The sequence below is a fragment of the Agarivorans sp. 1_MG-2023 genome, from assembly GCF_030548385.1.
GTDB lineage: Bacteria > Pseudomonadota > Gammaproteobacteria > Enterobacterales > Celerinatantimonadaceae > Agarivorans.
Window position 1 is genome coordinate 180,149 of record NZ_JAUOSJ010000008.1, and the last position, 23,731, is coordinate 203,879.

Annotated in this window: 20 protein-coding genes; 1 reads left to right on the forward strand and 19 read right to left on the reverse strand. The window is 44.8% G+C overall.

The window, feature by feature from the left end; translation table 11 throughout:
• Positions 1 to 76: 76 nt before the first annotated feature.
• Positions 77 to 1,414 (reverse strand): metalloprotease PmbA, encoded by a 1,338-nt coding sequence (pmbA, locus tag Q4592_RS13615; RefSeq protein ID WP_303513965.1) that lies wholly within the window; start codon positions 1,412 to 1,414, stop codon positions 77 to 79.
• A 104-nt stretch (positions 1,415 to 1,518) separates the two neighbouring features.
• Between pmbA and yjgA the strand changes: the two genes are divergently transcribed.
• Positions 1,519 to 2,022 carry a ribosome biogenesis factor YjgA gene (gene yjgA / locus Q4592_RS13620; RefSeq protein WP_137673639.1) on the forward strand — a complete coding sequence of 168 codons (504 nt, stop codon included), beginning with the start codon at positions 1,519 to 1,521 and terminating at the stop codon, positions 2,020 to 2,022.
• Between the two features lie 25 nt (positions 2,023 to 2,047).
• Here the strand turns inward: yjgA and tldD are convergent, their stop codons facing one another.
• From tldD to Q4592_RS13710, 18 genes are all read right to left on the reverse strand, one after another.
• Positions 2,048 to 3,493, reverse strand: a complete 1,446-nt coding sequence (gene tldD / locus Q4592_RS13625; RefSeq protein WP_303513971.1) for a metalloprotease TldD — start codon at positions 3,491 to 3,493, stop codon at positions 2,048 to 2,050.
• Positions 3,494 to 3,498: 5 nt separating this feature from the next.
• The gene (locus Q4592_RS13630; RefSeq protein WP_303513974.1) at positions 3,499 to 4,323 is read right to left on the reverse strand and encodes a carbon-nitrogen hydrolase family protein; all 825 of its coding nucleotides are present in this window, start codon (positions 4,321 to 4,323) and stop codon (positions 3,499 to 3,501) included.
• The gene (locus Q4592_RS13635; RefSeq protein WP_303513976.1) at positions 4,323 to 8,189 is read right to left on the reverse strand and encodes a YhdP family protein; all 3,867 of its coding nucleotides are present in this window, start codon (positions 8,187 to 8,189) and stop codon (positions 4,323 to 4,325) included. Before Q4592_RS13635 ends, Q4592_RS13630 begins: the two co-directional genes overlap by 1 nt.
• 4 nt (positions 8,190 to 8,193) lie before the next feature.
• Positions 8,194 to 9,663: a ribonuclease G gene (rng, locus tag Q4592_RS13640; protein ID WP_303513977.1), complete on the reverse strand. Its 1,470-nt coding sequence runs from the start codon at positions 9,661 to 9,663 to the stop codon at positions 8,194 to 8,196.
• A 6-nt stretch (positions 9,664 to 9,669) separates the two neighbouring features.
• Positions 9,670 to 10,245 carry a nucleoside triphosphate pyrophosphatase gene (locus tag Q4592_RS13645; RefSeq protein ID WP_303513979.1) on the reverse strand — a complete coding sequence of 192 codons (576 nt, stop codon included), beginning with the start codon at positions 10,243 to 10,245 and terminating at the stop codon, positions 9,670 to 9,672.
• Complete coding sequence (mreD, locus tag Q4592_RS13650; protein ID WP_137673634.1) at positions 10,245 to 10,730, reverse strand: rod shape-determining protein MreD; 486 nt, start codon at positions 10,728 to 10,730, stop codon at positions 10,245 to 10,247. The genes Q4592_RS13645 and mreD overlap by 1 nt, the downstream gene beginning before the upstream one ends.
• Positions 10,731 to 10,757: 27 nt before the next feature.
• The gene (gene mreC, locus Q4592_RS13655; protein ID WP_137673633.1) at positions 10,758 to 11,573 is read right to left on the reverse strand and encodes a rod shape-determining protein MreC; all 816 of its coding nucleotides are present in this window, start codon (positions 11,571 to 11,573) and stop codon (positions 10,758 to 10,760) included.
• Positions 11,574 to 11,649: 76 nt separating this feature from the next.
• On the reverse strand, positions 11,650 to 12,693 hold the full coding sequence (locus tag Q4592_RS13660) for a rod shape-determining protein (RefSeq protein ID WP_016400728.1): 1,044 nt from the start codon (positions 12,691 to 12,693) through the stop codon (positions 11,650 to 11,652).
• Positions 12,694 to 12,874: 181 nt separating this feature from the next.
• Entirely contained in the window at positions 12,875 to 16,780 is a 3,906-nt protein-coding gene (locus tag Q4592_RS13665) for a DUF6701 domain-containing protein (protein ID WP_303513987.1), read from the reverse strand.
• Positions 16,777 to 17,241 carry a hypothetical protein gene (locus Q4592_RS13670; RefSeq protein ID WP_303513989.1) on the reverse strand — a complete coding sequence of 155 codons (465 nt, stop codon included), beginning with the start codon at positions 17,239 to 17,241 and terminating at the stop codon, positions 16,777 to 16,779. The genes Q4592_RS13665 and Q4592_RS13670 overlap by 4 nt, the downstream gene beginning before the upstream one ends.
• Positions 17,213 to 18,046, reverse strand: coding sequence for a PilW family protein (locus tag Q4592_RS13675; protein WP_303513990.1), 834 nt, complete (start codon positions 18,044 to 18,046; stop codon positions 17,213 to 17,215). The genes Q4592_RS13670 and Q4592_RS13675 overlap by 29 nt, the downstream gene beginning before the upstream one ends.
• Positions 18,046 to 18,573: a prepilin-type N-terminal cleavage/methylation domain-containing protein gene (locus tag Q4592_RS13680; protein WP_303513992.1), complete on the reverse strand. Its 528-nt coding sequence runs from the start codon at positions 18,571 to 18,573 to the stop codon at positions 18,046 to 18,048. Before Q4592_RS13680 ends, Q4592_RS13675 begins: the two co-directional genes overlap by 1 nt.
• The gene (locus Q4592_RS13685; RefSeq protein WP_303513995.1) at positions 18,560 to 19,036 is read right to left on the reverse strand and encodes a type II secretion system protein; all 477 of its coding nucleotides are present in this window, start codon (positions 19,034 to 19,036) and stop codon (positions 18,560 to 18,562) included. Before Q4592_RS13685 ends, Q4592_RS13680 begins: the two co-directional genes overlap by 14 nt.
• 47 nt (positions 19,037 to 19,083) lie before the next feature.
• Positions 19,084 to 19,548, reverse strand: a complete 465-nt coding sequence (locus tag Q4592_RS13690) for a prepilin-type N-terminal cleavage/methylation domain-containing protein (protein ID WP_303513998.1) — start codon at positions 19,546 to 19,548, stop codon at positions 19,084 to 19,086.
• A 36-nt stretch (positions 19,549 to 19,584) separates the two neighbouring features.
• The gene (locus Q4592_RS13695; RefSeq protein WP_303514000.1) at positions 19,585 to 20,235 is read right to left on the reverse strand and encodes a Tfp pilus assembly protein FimT/FimU; all 651 of its coding nucleotides are present in this window, start codon (positions 20,233 to 20,235) and stop codon (positions 19,585 to 19,587) included.
• Between the two features lie 25 nt (positions 20,236 to 20,260).
• Entirely contained in the window at positions 20,261 to 20,752 is a 492-nt protein-coding gene (locus tag Q4592_RS13700) for a hypothetical protein (protein ID WP_303514002.1), read from the reverse strand.
• On the reverse strand, positions 20,753 to 21,982 hold the full coding sequence (locus Q4592_RS13705; protein WP_137673625.1) for a type II secretion system F family protein: 1,230 nt from the start codon (positions 21,980 to 21,982) through the stop codon (positions 20,753 to 20,755).
• Positions 21,982 to 23,730, reverse strand: coding sequence for a GspE/PulE family protein (locus Q4592_RS13710; RefSeq protein ID WP_303514006.1), 1,749 nt, complete (start codon positions 23,728 to 23,730; stop codon positions 21,982 to 21,984). Before Q4592_RS13710 ends, Q4592_RS13705 begins: the two co-directional genes overlap by 1 nt.
• Position 23,731: the final 1 nt, after the last annotated feature.

The window sequence follows — 23,731 nt, forward strand, 5'->3', positions numbered from 1 at the left end:
CTAGAGGCCAGAAACGAGAACAGAGCTAGAGCAAGCAATTCAGCTTCTTTGTGGCTCTAGCCCAATCCAATTGTCTTTAGCTACCTGCAATCTTCATTGAAGAAATCAATATCGAGCCCGTTTGAATAGCACTCTCTTTATCGAAATCATCAGCAATAGCGACAACATTCGCAAACATTTCAGGCAAAGTACTGGCCACGGTGATTTCATGTACTGGAAAAGCAATTTCACCATTTTCTACCCAGTATCCAGCAGCGCCGCGAGAATAGTCTCCAGTTACCGTATTTACCCCTTGGCCCATCATTTCGGTTACCAATAAGCCGGTCCCCATTTGCTTTAACAGCTCAGCCCTATTTACACCGCTGTTTTTCACAAGCCAATTATGAATACCGCCCGCATGCCCTGTACTTTGCATACCCAACTTACGGCCCGCATAAGTCGTTAATAGATAAGACTCCAAAACACCGTCGGCAATAATGTGTTTAACTTTAGGTGCTACACCTTCGCTGTCAAAAGGCGTACTGGATAAGCCCTTTTTAACAAATGGGTCTTCGTAAATAGACAACCAACTCGGGAACAATTTTTTACCCAAACTATCGAGTAAAAATGACGAACGACGATATAAATTACCGCCACTAATCGCTCCAATTAAATGGCCAAACAAGCTACCCGCCACCTCTTGATCAAATACTACAGGTACTTCACAAGTCGAAATTTTGCGACTACCTAAACGACCTAGGGTTTTACTGGTCGCTTGAGCAGCAATCTCTTCAATACTGTCGAGGTCAGAGAAGTCACGCGCTACGCTGTAGGCGTAATCACGTTGCATATCTTTTTCACCGGCGATCAACATACAACTAATACTATGACGACTGGTCGGGTAACCGCCAACAAAACCGTGGCTATTCCCAAATACTTTAACCCCGTAGTGGCTATTAATGTTCGCCCCATCACTGGCTTTAATTTTAGGGTTAGCCAACGCTAATCCCTCACACTTTTTGGCAAGCTCAATAAAACGGTCTGGTTCTAGTGGGTGTGGGTGGAATAAATCTAAATCAGGAATATCAGTAGCGAGTAGCTCTTTGTCAGCAATTCCGGCAGCTTTATCTGCCGAAGTAAATTTAGAAATATCGTAAGCCGCTTTCACTGCATTCTTAATCGCTTCAGGGCTTAAATCTGAGGTTGAAGCACTGCCCTTACAGTTAGCCGTATAAACCGCGATCCCCAAGGCACCATCGTGATTAAACTCCAGCGTTTCCACTTCTTGATCACGAGTAGCCACGCAAATTCCGGTTTGCTTAGAAATCGACACTTCCGATTCGTCGGCTCCTAGTTGTTTGGCTTCTTGAATGGCAAACTCTACAGCCTGTTTTAATTGGCTTAACTCTTGGCTAACTTGTTTTTCAGGGCTCATTGTTATTCTTCATCTCCATGCATTTCCCTAGCATAACAAAACTCATCGAGCGACCATATGCAAGAACTGGTAAGATATGAAAAAAAGTACCATGAGAGTTAAAAATGAAGAAAGAACAGCCCATTGATGATGACGATTGGATCAGTAAATCCGAAATCAAGCGAGAAGCAGACCGGCTGAAAAAACTAGGTGCCGATTTGGTTGGATTAACCAATCCGCAGCTAGCCACTATTGAGATGAGTCCAACCTTACGCGAAGCCATTGCGCTAGCTAAACGTTTGAAAGACAAACGCGAAGCCTCACGCCGCCATATGAACTACATTGGCAAAGTGATGCGTACTGAAAATGAAGAGCAAATTAATGCTGGCTTAGACAAGATCCGTAATAAACATATTTATCAGGCTCAAGCACAACTTGCGTTAGATAAACAACGTGATCTCTTAATTGCCGAAGGCGATTCAGCGATTAATAACTTGGTAGCTGAGAACCCTAACTTTGAGCGCCAAAAGCTTCGCCAATTAGTCCGCCAAGCAAAAAAAGAATTAGAGCAAGAAAAGCCAGACAAAGCCCATCAAGAACTGGCTAAATACCTAAAAGAACATCATTAAAAAAGGGGCTTAACGCCCCTTTTTATTATGCTGTACCACCTACAGTAAGCTCATCCAGCTTCAAGCTAGGCTGTCCTACTCCTACCGGTACACTTTGACCTTCTTTACCACATACACCAACACCTTGGTCTAGCGCAAGGTCATTGCCAACCATCGACACTTGCTGCATCGCTTCTGGTCCGCTACCAATTAAGGTGGCGCCTTTAATTGGCGCGGTAATTTTGCCGTCTTCGATGAGGTAAGCTTCTGAGGCAGAAAATACAAATTTACCTGATGTAATATCTACTTGGCCACCACCAAAGTTGGGCGCATAAATACCTCGTTTAACCGAAGCAATAAGCTCTTCGGGTTCACTTTCACCAGGCAACATATAAGTATTTGTCATACGCGGTAGAGGCAAATGGGCATAAGACTCGCGTCGGCCATTACCGGTAGAATGCGTATTCATAAGCTGGGCGTTGTGCTTGTCTTGCATGTAGCCTTTAAGCACACCTTTTTCAATCAATACATTGTATTGGCCTGGCGTACCCTCATCATCGATACTGACCGAACCACGACGATTTCCCATCGTGCCGTCGTCTACCACTGTACATAAGCTGGAGGCGACTTGCTCACCCATGCAACCACTAAAGGCAGAGGAGCCCTTACGGTTAAAATCACCCTCTAAACCATGGCCTACCGCTTCATGCAGCAACACGCCTGGCCAACCGGCACCTAACACTACCGGCATAAGTCCAGCTGGGGCATCTACTGCTTCCAAATTCACTAAGGCTTGGCGTACGGCTTCATCAACAAAGCCCATCGCCCGTTCGCGGCCATTTACGTCTTCCAAGAAATAGCTATAGTTGCTTCGGCCACCGCCACCAGCAGAGCCTCGCTCACGGCGCTCGTTTCGCTCTACCAATACGCTACAGTTAAAGCGAATTAACGGGCGAATATCTGCAGCTAAGGTACCGTCACTGGCAGCTACTAACACTTCTTCATAAACGCCACTTAAGCTAACGATCACTTGTGTCACTGAAGAATCTAAGCTTCGCGCATATTTATCTGCACGTTCTAACAAAGCAATTTTTTGTTGGTTAGATAAGCTAACTAAAGGGTTGTCTGACTGATAAAACTGCTCAGCGCTAACGCGAGTAAACGGTTTTACTTTTGCGGAACCTGCTTTAGCACTAATACCTCGGGCAGCCTGGCAAGTTTGAATTAACGCGCTTTGATTAATCACATCTGAATAAGCGAAGCCGGTTTGTTCGCCACTAATCGCGCGAACACCAACGCCCTGCTCAATGTTATAGCTACCTTCTTTTACAATGCCGTCTTCTAGCACCCAAGACTCATGGCGGCTATGTTGAAAATACAGATCAGCGTAATCAATTTGGTGTTTTGCTACCTCGGTCAGCGCCATTGTTAATTCTTGCTCGCCAATGCCACCCGGCACCAGTAATGACTGACTGACTTTTTCAAACGACATAGTGTTTATTCTCTCCACCCTAAATGTAATTGACCATGCAACGGCACGGGCATCCGGTCCCTAACTTGCTTTAACAACTGCGGATTAAATTCGGCTCTTGCTGGCGCTATTCCGCTTGTTTGTAGATCTAAACAACGCCCCCATGGATCCACTATCATCGAGTGTCCCCATGTTTGGCGTTGGTTATCATGTGTTCCAGTTTGATTTGCAGCAATCAGATATAACTGATTTTCGATGGCTCGAGCTTGTAACAGTGGCTGCCAATGGGCTTCCCCCGTTAGCGCAGTAAACGCTGCAGGAACTAATACAATATCACAGCCCTGTTGGCGCAGCAGCTGAAATAAATAAGGAAAACGTAAATCAAAACAAATCGCCATACCAACGCGAATTTCATCAATATCAAACCAAGCAAGCTGCTGGCCCGCAACAAAACTATCTGATTCTCTATAGCTGCCTACGTTGTCGGCAACCTCAACATCGAATAAATGCAATTTATGATAATGCTGCAGTAGCTCACCATCAGGAGAAAACGCTAAACTGGAGGTATAACAACGAGCATTATCATCAGCTTGTGTTGGCACGCTTCCCGCCACCAAATAAATAGCATAGCGTTTGGCCTGTTCGGCTAACCATTGTTGAATAGGGCCATTTGCAAGAGGCTCAGCAATACTGATATACGCTTGGTCTCCGCCACCATATTGAGCAAAGTTCTCTGGCAACAATACCAAATCTCCCGCGTGTGGCAGGGCCTGTTTTAGCAACTCTTCAGCTTGCGCTAAGTTGTCCACCAGTGAACTTCCAGAAGTCATTTGCAAGGCAATTAAATTCATCAGCGAGACTCCTTAGGACGAAACTTATCTGGCACTTTAATTTCTTGTTTAACCCGCTCTAATTCTATCAACTCTGGCTCGCCAATATTGCCCGTGAGTGCAAAGTCAATTTGAGTTACCACTTCCACCACTGGTTCTAACAACTTAGATAAAGCCAATACGGCTACTCCAGTAGCGGGAGTGACCAAAAATGCCGCCAGTACCGGCAAGCTTGAAGTAACTTTAGGAGAGTAGCTCACTAAGTAATCAATTTGACCATCTCGAAAATCAACCTCGCCTTTGCCTCGCATAGAACCGGCCACACCATCAAAGAAAAAGTCCTGATTATTACCAACGCCCTGTTTAAAGGTGATGCTGCCGCTCAATGAGTCAAAGTGCATGCCTTTTTCAAATACGTCGCTAAAATCCAATTTAAGTCGGCGACGAATAGTATCCAAACTGGCTAAGGTTAATAAACGGGTACCTTTATCGCTCATTTCCGTCACCACGCCCTTGTCGGCTTGAACCTTGATATTGCCATCTAAGCTGCTCATTTCAGGACTCAATAAGCTATCGCGCCAGTTAACATCAAAAGTGAAACGTGCAGGCGTTCCTTTTAGCGGGCTTTCTTGGCCGAGATCCTCAAATACTTTTTCCATACTGGTGCTCTCAAAAGAACCTGCTAAGCCAGCTTGCTCGGCTCCGTCTGGGGCATTCCAAAACAAAGCTGAAGTTAATTGGCTATGTCCCCAATCAACCCATAAGCGGCCGTTTTCCATCGCTTGGTTCTCGATCGGCAAATCAACTTTTACATTTCCTAAACGGTAATCTCCAAGCTGACAACCGCTGCAGCTGAGCTTGAGAGGCGGCAAAACTTTTAACAAACTACGACCACTGGTTTCTGAAGTAGTTTGTCGTGACTCCAGTTTTTGTAAGTCTTGTTCTACTTGTTCTTCAAAACGGCCAAAATCAATTTGTTCTAAATTCGCCTTTTCAATAACAATATTTACTGGCTGTTCAACCGAGGGATGCTTAGGTGCCGCAAGGCTAGCCACTAACTGCTCGGACTCTATTTGTAACTGGGTTTTACTGCGCGGTAAAAACGCAATATCAAAGTTATCCAGTGTTTGCTCCAGCAAAGTTGCTTTAGTGACCGCGCCTCGTACAAACATTAACTCTGGCACTTCTAAACTCACGTTGGTGTAGTCTGTTTCAGGCTTCTCAGGGGTAAATTTAATTTGCTCTTTTGCCCAAAAAAGCCACGGTTCCAGATCCAGCTCAGGAAAATCGAAAGACATGGCTAAGCCTTCCCCTTCCCACAACAAGTTGTTATCAGCACCTAAATTAAGCAGTGCGTATTTCAGCTTCTTTTGGTCGTCAGTAAACTCTACTTTTGCTGTAGCAGATACCAACTGATTAGACTCTAATTGAAATTTACTAGTAAGGTGATCGCCGTTAACGCTAAGCGCAGTAGGCCAGCTAAGGGTTGACGCCTTGTTCATTGGTGCGGGCAAGTTCATGCTCACCCCCAGTAAATCGCTTCGAAAGTCACCGTTGTAATCAAACAAACCTTCCGGCTTAAGGCGAATATCTAAATCCCCTTGCCAACGTAAATTACCTTTTGCGTACTCGGTAAGTGGAATACCAAAAGCACGCTCAGCCTCCACCAATGGCCATCGCCCTGCTAAATCAAAGTTAAGCAGGTAATTATCAGCGTCCGCTTCAGTATTAAACTTGATGTCTAAGGGCATCCCCCGCCACAGGGCTGATAAGTTATTGGTACGCAATTGCTCATTCTGAAAATACAAGCGGCCGTTTAGCTGACTAAGGCTCATGCCCGCTGGTAACACTTCAATGCCATTACCATTGAAGTCTACATGACCATTTACCTCAACATCTCCGTCAGAGAGGGGAATATTAAGGTAAATTTCACCCGCTACATCACCATCTCCTAACGGAAGCTGCTGCAGGCTTGCACTTAAGGCTTCAATCGGTGATTGCAGTAAATAGTCTTGTACCGCACTGGCTGGTCCAGCAATTTCACCAGTAATAAACAGTTCCGACCCGCTATAAAATTTAGGAATACTGGCACTAATACGTTGTGCAGGAACCTCACCTAAACGCGCCCTATTACTCTCCATAAACAGGCCATCATTCTGAAATAGCAAATCTAGCTGCAACTCTTCTAAGGCAGGCCAATCTGGATCAAACTTAAAGGTAGCGTCATCTAGCGGTACAAAGGCTTGGAAAATGCCATTGTGTTGGTCATAGGGATAGTTGTTTAACTGCCCGTACCAAAGGATTTGGCTATCTTTTGCAGCGCCAGCTAAGAGTGCGCCTTCTAAGTAGGAAAATACCTTATCCGGCATTACATTTGGGTAATACCAATAGGCCTTGCCGGCATCTTTAATCTCGGCATTAGCCATTAAACTCAGTAGTGGCCACTTGCCTTTTTCCGGCCAAATAAGCGCCCATTGACCAGCAAAATCTAATTCAGGAGTAAGCAATTGGGTGGCGTCACTCTTTAGGCTTAAGCCCGCATCACCAAAGTTAATTTCGATCTCTGATGCAAGTTGTTGTACTTGCCAAGTCTCTATAAATTGAGCTGCGAGCTGGAATGCCCCTTGCTGTTGCAAGCTTAAGTGAGCACCTTGTTTATCGCCACGAATGTTTGCATTTAGCGCGTGAATACTAGGCAGGTAAGATTGTCCCACGGTGCTCAAGCCAGAAATATCAGCCTGATAGGTCAGGGCTTTGTCGGCATGTGAGTAATTGAGTTGCAACTGGTCTAATTGGCCTTCGGTGATCAACCTTGACCAAGCAATCTCCCCTTCCTGTTCCAGTGCCACTAAGGCTGGTGACCAGGTGGCTAGGTCAAACTCGGCGAGGCGCCAAGCTTGACCTTGCTTATTGAGCAAGGCTTGCAGGGAAAAATCAGCGTCAAGGCTATTAACACTAATCTCCCAGGGCAGCTTATCGATACGCCAATCATCGGCAACTTTAAGACCTTGGGCTAAACCACTGTCGATAACCAAATGCTGTTCGTTGTCAGCTCCCCAATAAACATAACTAGGTTGCCATTGCACGACCCAACGTTGCTGTTGATCAGCACCAAAATCAACCCATAAAGACAGGTTTAAATCACTACCTAGATGTTCTGAACTTCGTCCTAATAAACGCGGCATAGCATTTAAGTTAAGCTGTTGCCCTTTAGCAAATAGTTTCCCGTTTAAAGAGTCTACATTTGAAGCATCACCTATCAGGTCAACTCGAAAGCTTATTCGGCCATTTTGTAAATCTTGCCCAATAAGTATTTCACCGTTTCCTTGGTGTAGTTGACCATTGTTCACCCAATCTAAACTGGCGATATCAAAGTTCATACTATGCTCAGGAAACTCAATTTCTATCAAGCTATTGGTTAAGCTAAAACGAGTTAATTGGCCTAGAAATACATCGGCAATGGCTTGATAACTTTGGCTAAAATCACGCTGGGAGCGCGCACTATGGGGGTCAATAGCTAACTGAAAATTAACTTGGTCGAGCACCAAGTCTTTAAATACCACTTGGCCTTGCTCAATACTTTGCCAGAGATCTAACTCCAACATCAATGCGCCTACACTGAAGGTAGTTTCTCGGTTTTCTCCAATCGCTACTTGGCTATCTTCAAATACCAACATAGGGCGAAAATTATGCATGCGCGCACTAAGCTGGCCAATAGTTAAATCGGCTTGCTGTCCATCCACCAGCCAAGACGCTAAGTCGTCTTTGTAGTTAGTCGCAAAACTTAAAATGCCGCGTGCAATACTCAAGCACACGGCAACAATAACCGATAATAACGCTAAACCATGCCAGCACTTTCTCGCTCCGCGAGCAAAAGGAGTTGCCATAGATTTACATTAACACCACGTCAAACTGCTCTTGGCTATACATAGGTTCTGTTTGAACACGTACTTGCTTTCCAATAAAGACCTCTAATTCAGCTAAACTATGCGACTCATCTCCCATTAGCATTTCAGCTACTTTGGTTGATGCATACACGATGAAGTTATCGGCGTCGTAAGCCCGGTTAACCCGAATGATTTCTCGCAAAGCTTCATAGCAAACAGTCTCAACTGTTTTCACTGTGCCGCGGCCACGACAAGTTGGACACTCGCCGCATAGGATATGTTCAATACTTTCACGAGTACGTTTACGTGTCATCTCAACTAAACCAAGTTGCGAGAAGCCACTAATGTTAGTTTTAGCACGATCTTTAGCCAGCGCTAACTCTAGGCTATGCAGTACTCTGCGCTGGTGTTCCGAATCGGTCATATCAATGAAATCGATAATCACAATGCCACCCAGGTTACGTAAACGTAGCTGACGAGCAATAGATTGAGTGGCTTCAATATTGGTGTTAAAAATGGTTTCTTCGAGATTTCGATGACCAACAAAAGCGCCGGTGTTGATGTCGATAGTGGTCATCGCTTCGGTTTGATCGATAATCAAATAACCGCCAGACTTTAAGTCTACACGGCGTTTTAGCGCTCGCTGAATTTCATTTTCTACATCAAATAAATCAAATATCGGTCGGTCGCCAGCGTAATACTCAAGAATTTCAGTAAACTCAGGAACAAATTCTGCGCTAAAAGAAATTAGTTGCTCATAAGTCTCTCGCGAGTCAACACGAATTCGGTCTAAATGGGTGCCCACAAAATCACGAATAATACGTAAAGCCAAATTCAGTTCTGCATACAGCTTACTTTTACTAGGAGAGCTCTCTTTGCGTTGCAGTACCTTACGCCAAACTCGTTTTAAAAAGGCGGCGTCTTGCTCGAGCTCGTCGGCACCTACTCCTTCGGCAGCAGTACGAATAATAAAGCCACCTAAATCATCAACAAAATCACTACAGATTTCTTTAAGACGATCACGCTCTTCTTCACTTTCAATGCGCTGCGATACCCCTACGTGGCTGCTACCAGGCATAAACACTAAGTAACGAGAAGGGAGGGTAATATCAGTGGTTAAACGCGCGCCTTTGGTACCGAGTGGATCTTTTACCACCTGCACCATAATATCTTGGCCTTGGCGTACCAACTCAGCAATATTGCCTGCTTGAAAGTGTTCCTGCTCAGTAACATCCACGCACTCTGTGTGTGGCACAATGTCAGAAGCATGTAGAAACGCAGCTTTATCTAAACCTATATCTACAAATGCCGCTTGCATACCAGGTAATACTCGGCTCACACGGCCTTTATACATATTACCCACAATGCCACGGCGGGCATCACGTTCAACATGGGTTTCTTGCAAAATCCCGCTATCAACTAGGGCAACACGAGTTTCTGTAGGTGTAACATTGATCAATAATTCTGCTGACATAATAACCTAGCGAGTTAAATGTAAATGAAGTAAACGGTCAGTCTCTACCAAAGGTAGGCCGACCACCGAGCTATAACTACCTTCAATACGCTCGACAAACTTACCACCTACACCTTGAATGGCGTAACTGCCTGCTTTGTCACAAGGTTCTCCACTATCCCAATAATCCACCATTTGTTTGGCAGAAAGAGCGCAAAAATAGACCGAGGTAGTGACTAACTGCGTATGCGCTTTTGAGTGATGATACAGGCTGACCGCCGTCATTACTTGGTGCTGCTTAGCACTTAGTAAAGTCAACATGCGTTGGCTGTCATTTGCATCTTGTGGCTTACCTAAAATATGGCCATCACATACCACAATAGTATCTGAGCCCAACACGGCAATAGAAGAATCGTTTTGCTGATGATAAACCGCCGCGGCTTTTTGCTCCGCTAACCTGCATACCAGTTGTTCTGGAAGCTCACCAACAATCGGGGTTTCATCAATATCAGCAGCTTGAGCGGTAAATGGCCAGTCAAGTTGAGCCAACAACTCTACTCGTCTTGGTGAGGATGAGGCTAAAATCAGTGTAGTTGACGACATTAAGAAATCTTCCATTGGCGACGTAGTTTGCGTAACAACAAAAATATCCAAGGCCAAGCCACAGATGTAGTAATCACTGGGTAAAAGTACCCCGCAGGTAACTGAATATCTTGCACTAGGTATTCAGCCCAAAACACTACAATTTTGGCTAAACCAGTCATACCACCCACAACCAGAGCTTGCTGCCACACTGAAAAATTGCGTAAACGGGTAAAGTTAGTTGCGACAATATACGCCACAATAGACATCGCCAATGCTCTAACGCCTAAAGTGGAGCCTAGCAATATATCGAGAATGAACCCTACAACAAAAGCGACGCCCACATTGCTGCGATGCGGTAAGGCAATGGTCCAATAAAAAACACATACCAATACCCAATCAGGGCGGAACGCATCGGCCACTAAGGGTAGCGGAATAATCGCTAAAATTAATGCGATAAACAAACTGCCAATAATGGCGCCACGGCCATTAATCTTCTCAATCATGTTGTGCCTTTATACTGCCACTCAAACTTAGGGCCAAATCAACAATAGGTAGCGCAAGCGATCTAATTCAACCACCGGTGTCGCCACCACATCGGCATAGGGTTTACCTTCTTGATAGTCGAATCGATTCACTACCGCTACCGGATACCCTTCAGGAAACACTCCACCTAAACCAGAGGTTACTAACACATCACCTTCACCAATGTCAGTACTGCGCGGAATATGTGGTAGCTGTAATCGACTGAGCTCACCAGTACCGGTGGCTACGGCGCGAATATCGTTACGAGCAATCCGCACCGGAATACCATGGCTAGCATCAGTAATGAGTAATATTCGGCTAGTAGTCGTGCCTACATGTAATACTTGGCCAATAACACCGATATCGTTAATCACCGGCTGACCTTCGTACACGCCATCCAATTTGCCTTTATCTATCACCACTTGGTGAGAAAAAGGATCTGAATCTACCGCCATAATTTCAGCCACCAGCTTACGGCTGTCATTTCGGACTGGTGAGCCTAATAACGCGCGCAAGCGGGTATTTTCTTTAGCAAGGCTTTCCATTAACAGTTGGTCTGCTCGGTTAAGTATCAACTGTTCTTTTAAGGAGCTGTTTTCTCGTTTGAGCTGTTCACGAGTAATCACTTGATTAGACATCGAGTCCATAAGTTGACCCGGCATGTTAGCAATGTATTGCAGAGGGCTTACAGCGGAATGTAAATAAACACGAACCTGTTTGAAGGCTATCAGTTTACTATCGATAAAAATCAAAGAAATTGACAATACAACAGCGAGCGCAAGGCGAAGCTCTAGAGATGGACCTGGGCCGAAGATAGGTTTCATCGGTCGTTACCTGAGTAGTTGTCGAGTTGTTTCAAATAAAGCAACGGGCACAATACTGTGCCCGTGCTACAGCAGCTTATTCGTAGTGGAATAAGTCGCCGCCGTGCATGTCGATCATTTCGATAGCTTTACCGCCACCACGCGCCACACAAGTTAGCGGATCGTCTGCAACCACAACTGGAATACCCGTTTCTTCCATGAGTAAACGGTCTAAGTCACGCACGAGTGCGCCACCACCGGTGAGTACCATACCACGCTCAGAAATGTCAGAGGCAAGCTCTGGTGGGCTTTGCTCAAGGGCAACCATTACTGCACTAACAATACCGGAAAGCGGCTCTTGCAGTGCTTCTAAAATTTCATTGCTGTTTAAAGTGAAGCTTCTTGGAACACCTTCGGCTAGGTTACGACCACGTACTTCAATTTCACGAACTTCATCTCCCGGATAAGCAGAGCCAATCACATGTTTGATGCGCTCAGCGGTTGCTTCACCAATTAGGCTGCCGTAGTTACGGCGCACGTAGTTTATAATGGCATCGTCAAATTTATCGCCACCAATACGTACTGAAGATGAATACACCACGCCATTCAACGAGATAATAGCCACTTCGGTGGTACCACCACCAATATCCACCACCATAGAACCAGTTGCTTCAGATACCGGCAAACCGGCACCAATAGCTGCAGCCATTGGCTCATCAATAAGATAAACCTCACGCGCACCTGCTCCCATGGCCGATTCACGAATAGCTCGACGCTCAACCTGAGTAGAACCACAAGGTACACACACTAAAACTCGAGGACTAGGACGTAAGAAGTTGTTGTCATGCACTTGCTTGATAAAATGCTGTAACATTTTCTCTGTCACGTAGAAATCTGCAATTACCCCGTCTTTCATTGGGCGAATCGCTAATATGTTACCTGGAGTTCGTCCGAGCATTTGCTTAGCGGCATGTCCTACCGCTGCTACACTTTTTGGGCTGCCAGCGCGCTCTTGGCGAATCGCCACTACTGAAGGTTCGTTAAGAACGATCCCCTGATCTTTAACATAAATAAGTGTATTAGCTGTTCCTAAGTCGATAGACAAATCGTTAGAAAACAAGCCTCGAAGCTTTTTAAACATAGCTGGGAAAATCCTGAGAAATAGTGTCGATGATACGCGATTAAAACTTGGCTCACTTTACCAACGCAGGCACCGATGAGCAAGCATACTATAGAGAGAAGCCAAGGATAGTGAAGACTATCACCTAGCTAATCCAATATCTTTGAACCAAGGTGTACATTTTTCATACAAAACTTAAGATTTATAGCATCCGGCGATAAATAACCCTGTCACTTTGTCGGAAAATACCAAAGGTGACTTGTCCAGCACCTGCTGCGTCGTCTGCACTCTCAAAGCTTCCATTGCCATTCCAATCTTCGCGTAACCAATTCAAGTTAGTGTCTAGGTTAAACCAATAATCGACACTACCAGTGTTACCTTCGCCCGGAGCGGTAAAGTCGACCCAAATGACACCTTGGTTAGCAATACCAGGGCTACGGAGACTAACAGTTGAAGTACCGCCACCTACCGTTGCATTTGTAGCATCTGTTTTAGGAGAAAAATCTAGAGGTGCAAGATTTAAGTTACTACAAGCGTCTTCGGTATTGCGAATGTACTGAGTACCGTCGAAGTACTGTAAATCACCAGTGACGGCAATCGCTTGCAACTCAGAACCAAAGCCGTTGTTGAGTTTTATGCGGCCATGGCGTAGTTCTGGTACGGTGCCTAAATCACAATAAGAACCTTCATCAGAATCTATACCGCAATCAAAACCACCAGCATCAGGATCGGAAACAATATCTGCACTAAGCAAAGTCGCATGATCAAAATATAGATTGTAAAACAAGCGTAACTTGCCATCTGTTACTGGGGCTTGTGCCACTAAAGGTTTTAACAAACCAGCCATTACTTCATCGGTTTGCGCAAATACGCCTTGGGTCCATAAAGCGCTAGCATCATCAATCTCCAACCCATCGTCGAAACCAGAGATGCTAGAGCTACTATTAAACTGCCAACGGCTAAAATCAGTATTTACTGGGAAACCACCATTTGTGTGATTTTCTGTGATCGAGCCATTAGCACTCTCGGCTTGTAATATCCAAGTCACTTTTTGCTCTTTCTGGCCAATATAACTAAAGTCCCCTACAGTACATGCTGCCCCTAGCACTGCCGACGACATTTCAAAGTGATGAGGGTAAAACATACCCACCTCAGTATTTGCCACACTGACGTCATAATCTATAACAGTCGATAGATCTGTACCGTCAGGATAAACAAAAGTGTAATTCAGATACTCGCTGATCCAACCGGAGTAATTGATACTTCCCACCTCGTGGTACTCGTTTTCGTCAACCACCACGATGCCGGCAATCTGACTGACAATAACGCCATCATTAAATGTGCCTAATACGCCACTATCTGGCGAGGCGAGATCAGCTTTGAGCCCAAGCTTATCGGTGTCAGCGATAAAATTAGCCGCATCACATGAAGAATCGGTTACCGAAGACGGTGTGCAATTTGCTATTCGCGCCGCTAACCAAGATTTAAAAGGCGTGCCAGCCCTGGCAAATGGCACTGTATCATTACTTGAACTCGGGTTAGTTTCGTTGACTTCATTTTCAATCAACGCCCACTCAAATCTATCTGGTATCAATTCAGCGCTAGCAATGCCTAACAAGGTAGTGGTATTTCCATCCACCACAGAGCCCTCTTCATCCCAAAAATTAATGCCTAATCGGCCTACATCTGGATACCGAAGATCTATTTCTGCTAAACCACCAACAAAGTTAATAGCCACTGCTGTACGTAGTGCTTGGGTAGTGCTTACATCCACATAACTATTGGTGCTTTGGTTCTTTACTGCTAACTGCCGAGTGCCAGATGCTGGTAGCGTATAATCAGTCCAAAAACGAAGATTCTTCTGCCCTTCATAATTAGTGATTGGGCGACACTCGGTTCCATCAGGGTCTTTACCCACAACTGTAAGTTGTAATTTAAACTCTGTATTTGCCTTATGAGGATTCTCGCCCCATGCTCCCACCAGTTTTTCTTCAAAACCATAAGCATTGAAAGTTACTAGGGTAGAATCACCTACCGTGCCATCTACAACAGTTATAGTTACGGGGCCTTCCAGAGGATGGAATAAACCTAAACTCACCTCACCTAAATCAGCAGCAGCGAAACCATAACTTGCTTTGCCGTTGTTATTTTCTGGTACTAGGTTGCCTAGTCCGTTTCCTTTCGACCAGGTACCTTTATTGCTGGAGGTGGATAGATTCACCGTTCCTACAAAACTTTGATCCACTTGCCCATCAAGAGTTGCTTGAATGGTCACCCCATGTATATCACAGGTTAAACCAAAGTCCTGAGCAGATATATTGAGCCCAGGAACAGCCACCGAAGCATTAGAACTAAATGCCATGTAGCTGTAGCTTTCCGCTAAATGGCTTCGTTCATTATCAAGGTATTGGTCTTCCTCTGTAATCATTGAGAAATCAGCCGCGTTGTGCTGACAGCGTCTCAACCAACCGCCATTGTTACCTCTACGTTCATTTTTGCTGGCCACCAATATAGGCGGCGAAGAGAACAAGTTGTTTTGATAAGGAGTGGTGTAATCACACGTTGCTTGCGGTGTAATAGTGCTTCCACCACTACCGTGAGTTAACGAGTTACCAAATTGATAATTAATGACTTCATTATCTACAGTAATGGCTCCTACTACTGGCTCTGTTGCGAGGTAGGCGACGGTTTCATCTTGTAAGTCAGTGTAATAAATTGAGTCATTTTGTGAGTTACAATAACGTGCGAAAAAGCGGAAGTCGTAGGCTTCACTGTTATCAATCGCTAAGCGAATACCATTATTGTTATATTCTGACGTGGTGGTGAGCCAGCAATTGTTGTTACGCGACTGGCTTTGATGCAACACCACCGACAAATTGTTGGGCATATCTACATTAAAATAGTCTCTGTCGGGAAACGGAAAAGCAGTATTGGTGCTTATCTTGCCCGCTCTTAACTCAGTGCCGTCTTCGAGAAAATGCTCACCTTCATTAACAGCAATCCAATCTACTGCTTCTATGTTTTTTGATGCCGTGGAGTTGAAAGGAGGCTCTTGTCGTACCCATGTAAATTTATCAACATCTACACTGGTGACTAGCGCAGCTACCGGTCCGTCATTGTTTGGATCGTTAGCATCGATAGGCGTCATCAAAAAGACTAGAGGTTTAGACAGATAAGTTTGGTCAAATGTAACCGTACCACCATTTTGCCCTGCGCCAGCGCTGCCAAACTGCAATAGAAGTGGTTCTGTCACGCTACTATTACACAGAGGAGAAAAATCAACTTCTCCTGGATTAGCAATTCCTCGAACAATCGACTCGTTTACCATTACCACATCGCGTTGCTGGGTGAATAACGCCCCCTCTAATTCGGCTTGGTAATTTAAAGCAATGTTCCGTCTAGCGTAACCAATAAAAGCAGACTCAGTTTCATTGGCTAAATCGATGCCCTCTCGGGTATAAATGGCCAAACGTAAAGGGTCGCCATTTACATTCAACTTAGCTTGGTAACCTGCGGTGACGTTGCCACCCACAAATATTTTTATCGTACCACTGGAGCCAAGCAATTCTAGTGTGGCCTCCTGGCCGATGGTAAAATCACCATCTATCCAATACGTCCCTGGCGTGAGGCGTAAAGCAGATTGATAACCTACATTCACATTCTCAATAAAATACTCATTACGATCACTAGAAAAGTTGATAGTACTTTGAGTAGCCCCTTGAATATCTGCAAAATTATTTGTGTTATAGCTTCCTGATCCAAGCGTGACCGTTTGTTGATAACCCACATTAACGGACTGCCCGTTGTTAATTTTTTCAATATTAACATTGCTACCCGCCGAGGCTAAACTTCCGCTAGCCACACAATCGGTATTGGCATCAGGACAAGTATTTCCATCTGACGAGCTAACTTTATCAACGCTAGCTATATCTAATCGCCCTTGATTGCTTCCATAGACACGCGCTAACCAATTTATCTCCAAACGACGATTATTTTGTGAAGATGCTATAGGGCTGGTAAATACGTCTACACAATCAACGGCTAAAGCTAACTGAGGAATCACCAGAAGACTAATAAGAAGAGGGCTAATTAGTGCCGTTAATCTCATAAGCCGCTCCTCGCTTGAATTTGTTGAGAACGTTGGACGAGAACCTCACCAGAGCCGCAAGAAGCGGTGGCTTGCAAATCAAAAAAGCGCGCATTTAATTGCGCTATATCGTTTTGTTGACAGGTAACTGCCACACTGCAGCTACCAAAAGCTTGCCCATTTAAAGTAGGATTCGGCGTCACATCGTTGCAATTTCCTGGGGTTGTATTCGGTGTATTTAAAGGAAACAGTTCAGACAAGCTTTGTTCTAAGCCAGAATAAGCGGCTAACTCGGCACGAGTACCTAATACATCCCAAGCTGCATTGCGAGAGGTATCTTGTAGCATCACCGTTAATGCAGCACTAATTAACGCCATCACCACAATCACAAAAATCGCAATCACCAACGCACTACCCTGCTGCTTAGCAGTGTGGCTAACTAGTTGTCCCTGCTTAAGGCTGGTTGAGAATGACGATGTCATGATTAAATTCCACTACCTCATTATTTTCAACAAACCGCAAGCGTAAGTTCACTAAGCCGTTTCTGGTCAAGCTAGGCTGTACCACCTGAAAGGGTTGCACGGTACTAGGGTTTTCGAGTTTACTCGCCATTAGTACACCGGTACCACTGTCAGCTGGCTGAAAACGCAGCAAGCGATTGTTTTCAACACAATAGCGAATCGGCTCCCCCAATATAAAAGTTCTCTGTGAGGGTGAGTCAGTAGTAAAACTCACTGATGTTGCATTATTTGAAGAATCGGAAAAACCTAGGGTACTGGCTCCCGAGCTAGCATCTTCACTTATGTTAGCTAAGCAAAACACTTTGCCAGTTGCAGAATTACAGCCTGCGTTTACCAAACCTCCAGACGCCAGTAGCACTTCATCGGAGTTGAGTATGTAAGTGCTTAGCCAGGCTGGTTCTGCGGTAGAGATACTCAATGGTTGACTTGGTGAAGTAACTACCGCTGCTGACGCCGAACTACTCGGGGCAACAGGAATGTCAATATAAGTATGCGCCGAGATGGTAGGCACAAAACTCAAACAATAATCAGTGATACCGGCCCCATTAGGATCTAAGCGAGCACTATTCGGTAAACTATTGTGCAACTCTCTGTTTAGGCGCTCAATGGCAAAACGCGCCTCACCTAGCAACACCTGTCTATCAGCACTTTGACGGTAAATAAGGCTGCCAGTACGCAAAAAGTCGGTGGTAGCAATCGCCAGTATTGCCAATAACACCATGGTAATGACGAGTTCAATAAGCGTAAAACCCATTTGCTTAGTCATTAGTAATTCCACCGATAAGCACTAAAGGCGTAATCAGCGCCATTAGGCGCCCTTATCCACAAATCGATGCGTTTAGCTGCATTAATGCCATTTTCGGAACTATCGATAGCCACTCGATAAGAATAGTTACGGTAAATATTGGCTAAGTTAGTTCCTAAACTGTCGTCAATAGCGACAAAATTACCATTAGTATTGTAATCATCCACATCGTTATATTGAGAGCGAGTTTCTCCGTCCGGACCATAGCTATCTGCGGCTTTACAAGCAGGCTGCCCTGTTTCACCACAGCGCCACAGGCCTCCGCCAGTATGATCCGAGTTTTCGTCAAATGACTTTGACAATATTTCATTCATTAGGCTAGACCCTAATTCGGCCGATCGTACTTGGTAAATAGGATCAATGCTACGCACCGCTTGAGGTGCTAAAAATGAGGTAATGACTACAAGCGAAATCGCAAGCACGACTATGCCAACAATCAGCTCAATCAAAGTAAACCCGCTATTTCTGTAGCTTTTACAAGGGCGCATGAATATAGCCCTCTGACTCTATAACAATGGTGTGAGTTTCTTCACCTTGAACACTAATGATGCAGGGGAATTGCGAACATAAGCTAGAATCAACCAGCCTAACTCGCCCAAGTCCATCAAAACGAATAACACCTTGGCTAAGAGTGAGATCGCTAGAAAAAGAGATATCTTCTAAGAAATCAGCAGAGTTAATACAGTTGCCGTTGGTAGCAAGCTCTCCAGAAAAATAATTATCGCTGTTTATCTGCAAAAAAAAGCAATCTTGATAATGGTTCATTGCTTGGGTTTGTACTAAATGTAAACGACTTAGCAATTGCTCGCGCAGGCTTATTTCAGCAAAGCCACCGCGGAAAAATTTGGGTAGTACTGTTATGGCAAGGATGCCAATGAGGATAAGCGTAATCACCAGCTCAATAATGGTAAAGCCGGAATGTCGAGGATGAGGTTTAGAGTTTTTTTTCAATCTAATAGTTCAGAAGTTAAGGCTAGCCGAAGCTAGCCTTAAAAAGATTAACAGCCAGAAGGATCAACTACGTAAGTTGGTAATTCAGTGTTATCAGTACCCGATGCTTGGGTGTATGTAACTGTACAAGCTGCACCAGAAGCTGCCGAGCTAGGAGTGAATACTATATTAGAGTCAGCGGTCACAGTTGCATCCCAATCGCCAGTATTAGCATCCACCCAGTTTAAGTAGTCAGCGTTAGCTTGAGGGTAACCAAAAGCTGTAGCGATAGTTGTACCCGCATCAGATACAGAGTCCGAAGGTTGACGCTCTACGCCATTTATCGCAGCTTTACTATACACCAAATTAGCCCCACCTTTTAAGGCAGCCTCTAAGCCACTCAGAGTTGAAGCCCTAGCATCAGTTTGTAAGTTTAAAAACTTAGGTGCTGCAGTCACAGCCAAAATACCTAAGATGATGATAACAATCACCAATTCAATTAGCGTAAAACCTTGCTGTTTAGTTGTCTTCATTTCTATATCCTTAGAAAATTATTGATTTATAAATCGTTAGTTAGAAATATTTGTAAAAACTCGCCCTGCGGCGGGTTGGTACGTAAAGTTATTAAAAGAGCCTTCGTCATTGCCAGGATCAACGTAAGACCCATCGCTATTTTTTGCCAAGGAGTTAACTTGGTAGAAAATACATCTGGTCGCTTCAGCGGCGCCAGTCACCGTGGTGTAATACTTAAAATAATCGCCTTGAGCGGCAACCTCAGCAAAAGTGCTAGTCGCTCGAGCCGGGTTTTGTAAAATAGCGTCCCATACTTTTAGGCACTTTTCGCCGCTAAGCGCGCCAGGGTCAACATCTTCATCATCGCTGGTTACAGGGTAACCAGGCGCAACACTACCGTTAGATATTTGAGCAGCAGTAGGGGTTGTTAAATACACCTTCTGAGTATCGTAAATCACGGCATTCTTACCGTTTTCACTCGGTCGACCTTCAGCTTCCCATTGCGCTCGCGCTAAAGAAACGCCTGTAGCAAACCCACCCGCTACGCCCTCAAGGCTGGCTACCTTGGCTTCTTCTGTTACATCCAAAAATCGTGGTAATGCGGTAACAGCGAGGATCCCCAACACCACAATAACAATCACCAACTCGATCAATGAGAAGCCGACTTGCCTGTATTTGTTAGCACTTAGGCTAGGATAAATTGTCACTTGTTAGTTACTCCTCAAATCAGCTTTACAGCCATTCCTTTGTAATCGAACCTTGTTGCGGGCTGTACACCATCACCGCTAACTGCTCAAAGGTAAAATAACAACGCTGCTGTAAAAATTCAGCATCACTTGCCTTCCCTTCAAAACTCAACTCAACACCCACTATTTGCTGCCATAAAACCAAGCAATCTTGTCGACTGCTAACGACGGGCCAACCAGACTTAGTCATTCTAAGCGTGATCGGTTCTAGTGCCTTTTGTTCACCGGTTAAACTATCGAGTTGATAAAGATTTACCTCTAAGAACTCGGGTCTAAATCTGGCGATCCATAAACCGTGAACCTGCGCTAACTGATTGACCCAAGTTTGAGTATATTCTTCTACAACTTGCTGCTCTGCTTGCTCAATTGTCCTAACAAAGCTAATTAAAAGCAATAATACGACTAATAAAACTATGCAGAATGTCACAATCCAGCTGAAGCGAGAACGGTTATTTTCCAGTAAATCTTGCCGATTCACTTAACCACCTCGAACTGCACGCATCATGTCCCACATTGGCGTAAAGATACCCAAAGCAAGAATTAGCACCATACCTGCGACCACGCTAATTAGTATTGGTTCAATTCGCGCGGTTAAACTCTTTAAATCATAGTCCACTTCACGCTCATAAAACTCAGCAGCTTCGGTCAGCAATTCATCCACTTGGCCGGTTTCTTCACCCACCGAAATCATCTGTAATACCAAGGGCGTAAACAACTCGCTAGCGATGGCATTGCGTAACAAGCTCTCTCCGCGTTCAATACCTCGGCGCATCTCTACAATACGCTCTGCCATAAAGGCATTATCTACCGCACTGGCCACTAGTGATAAAGCTTGATTTAACGGAACGCCTGCGCCCAACATCATGGCAAAACTACGAGAAAAGCGCGCTAATAAAGAACGTTCAATCACCGAGCCAACCACCGGTAAACGCAAGCGGGTTTTATCCCACAACATCCGCCCCTTAGGAGTGGCTACATACCATCTCACCAAAAACACCGAACCAATTGCTAACACTAATAACAGCGGCCAAAAGTTCACAAAAAAGTTCGACGTTCCTATCAATATTCTGGTAGCTAAGGGTAACTCCACATTAAATCGACCAAATATTTCAGCAAATTGTGGAATAACAAATATATTCAAAATCACCATGGCGATAACAATCGCCAAAATCACAAAAGTGGGATAACGCATCGCGGTTTTAATCCGCTTTCGAGTATCCATTTCTAATTCTAAGTACTGTGATAACTGCAAAAACGCTTGCTCTAGTTGGCCAGTATTTTCGCCCACATGCACAATACTTACAAACAACTGTGAGAATACTTTTGGGTATTCCGCCATTGATGTGGATAACGCCCGCCCACTACTTAGCGCATCCGATACCCCCGCCAAGGAACGGCGTAATAGCTTGCTGTGAGCCGTTTCGGCTAGGCCATTTATCGCCCGCATAATGGGTATGCCAGCTTTGGTTAGTGAGTACATTTGACGAGTGAATACCACCAACTCATCAATTTTAATTCGCCCTTCCCATAAGCTACTGACATCTAAACTACCAAAACCCTCGCCTTGCACTTTTCCTTCGGCAATTTTAATCGGCGTTAAGCCGCGACGAAGTAAACTTTCTGCAGCAGCATTTTGATTAGCCGCCTCAATATCGCCGTTAATTAGGCGACCTGTGCTATCGCGAACTTGATAGCGAAAAATAGCCATTACACAGACTCTTCAGCTTGATTCACTACACTGCCGTAAACATCAATTTCTTCCACTAAACGCAGCACTTCTTCAATAGAGGTAACACCTTGTTTGGCGTAATCTAAGGCGGCTAAAGAGAGAGGTCTATATTGCTCAGACGCTTTGGCGACTTTGGAGAACTCATCGGGGTCATCACGACGCAAACACTCCATCATTGCTTCGTTTAACTCAAGCATTTCAAATACACCAATTCGACCTTTGTATCCGGTGTAATTACAGGTTTGACAACCTCGGCCTTTAAAGAAAACTTGCTGACTTAAATCTTGGCTACTGATGTGCTCTAGCCAGACTTTTTCTTCTAACGTGGCGGCTTGCTCTTGTTTGCAGTTGTCACATAAACGACGAACTAAACGTTGAGCAAGAATGGTTCTTAAGGAGCTTGCTACCAAATAACCCGCTGCGCCCATATCAATTAAACGCAGGGCACTAGTAATGGCATCGTTAGTGTGCAAAGTGGTAAGCACCAAGTGACCGGTTAAAGCGCCACGCAAGCCAATTTCTACGGTTTCTTGGTCACGCATCTCGCCCACTAGCAAAATATCGGGATCTTGACGCAAAGTTGTCCGTAAAATACTGGAAAAGTCGAGACCAATTTTGGTGTTTACTTGTACTTGGTTAATCCGAGGAAGACGATATTCAACCGGGTCTTCTACGGTAATAATTTTTGATTCTGGCTGATTAAGCTCACTTAAAGACCCGTACAAAGTGGTGGTTTTACCACTACCGGTTGGCCCTGTTACCACGATCATGCCATGAGGGCGATGCAATTGGCGACGGAAACGTTCCATAATGTCGGGCGGCATACCGGTTTGCTCTAAAGACAAAATGCCCGCAGACTGATCGAGCAAGCGCATAACTACCGATTCACCTGCCTGAATAGGCATGGTAGATAAACGTACATCAATAGAGTGGCCACGTACCTTAATATTAAAGCGGCCATCTTGTGGTAAACGTTTCTCAGAAATATCTAACCCAGACATCAACTTCAAACGCAGCACCATGGCCGAGGCAATTTGCACTTCGTTTAATACACTTTCTTGTAGTACGCCATCTACCCGTTGGCGGATCCGTAATACTTTGTCGTCTGGCTCAATATGAATATCTGACGCACCAACTTGTACCGCATCTTCAAACAAGGATTGCAACAGCTTAACAACGGTGGTTTCGTTACTTTCGTCATCGGCAGTAGCCAAACCAATATCAAACTCATCGGCGCTGGCATATTCTTCTTTTAGCTCTTGGGCAAAACCTTCAATTTCACGAGTACGGCGATAAAAGCGGTCAAAAGCTTCTACCACTTGTGATTCACGAGCTACTACATATTTAAGCTGACTTGGCGCTAATAATCCGGCTAAGGTATCAATAGCCGAGAGATCGGCAGGGTCAGAAATGGCGACCGTAATTACGTCTCCATCTTTATGAATGACCAAAGCTCGTAAGCGTCGAGCGTGGACTTCACCCAACATAACCACTGCATTAGCGTCTACAGACACTTGAGCTAAATCGACAAAAGGAATACCGAGTTGGCGAGCCAAAAACTCCAGTAACTGCACTTCGGCAATAACCCCAAGTTCAATTAATGTCGCGCCTAACTTTCGCCCGGTTTGCTTTTGTTGAGCCAATGCGCTCATTAACTCAGGCTCACTAATAACTTGCTCACTCACCAGCAAGTCACCTAAACGCATTCGTAATTTGGGTTGCGCCATG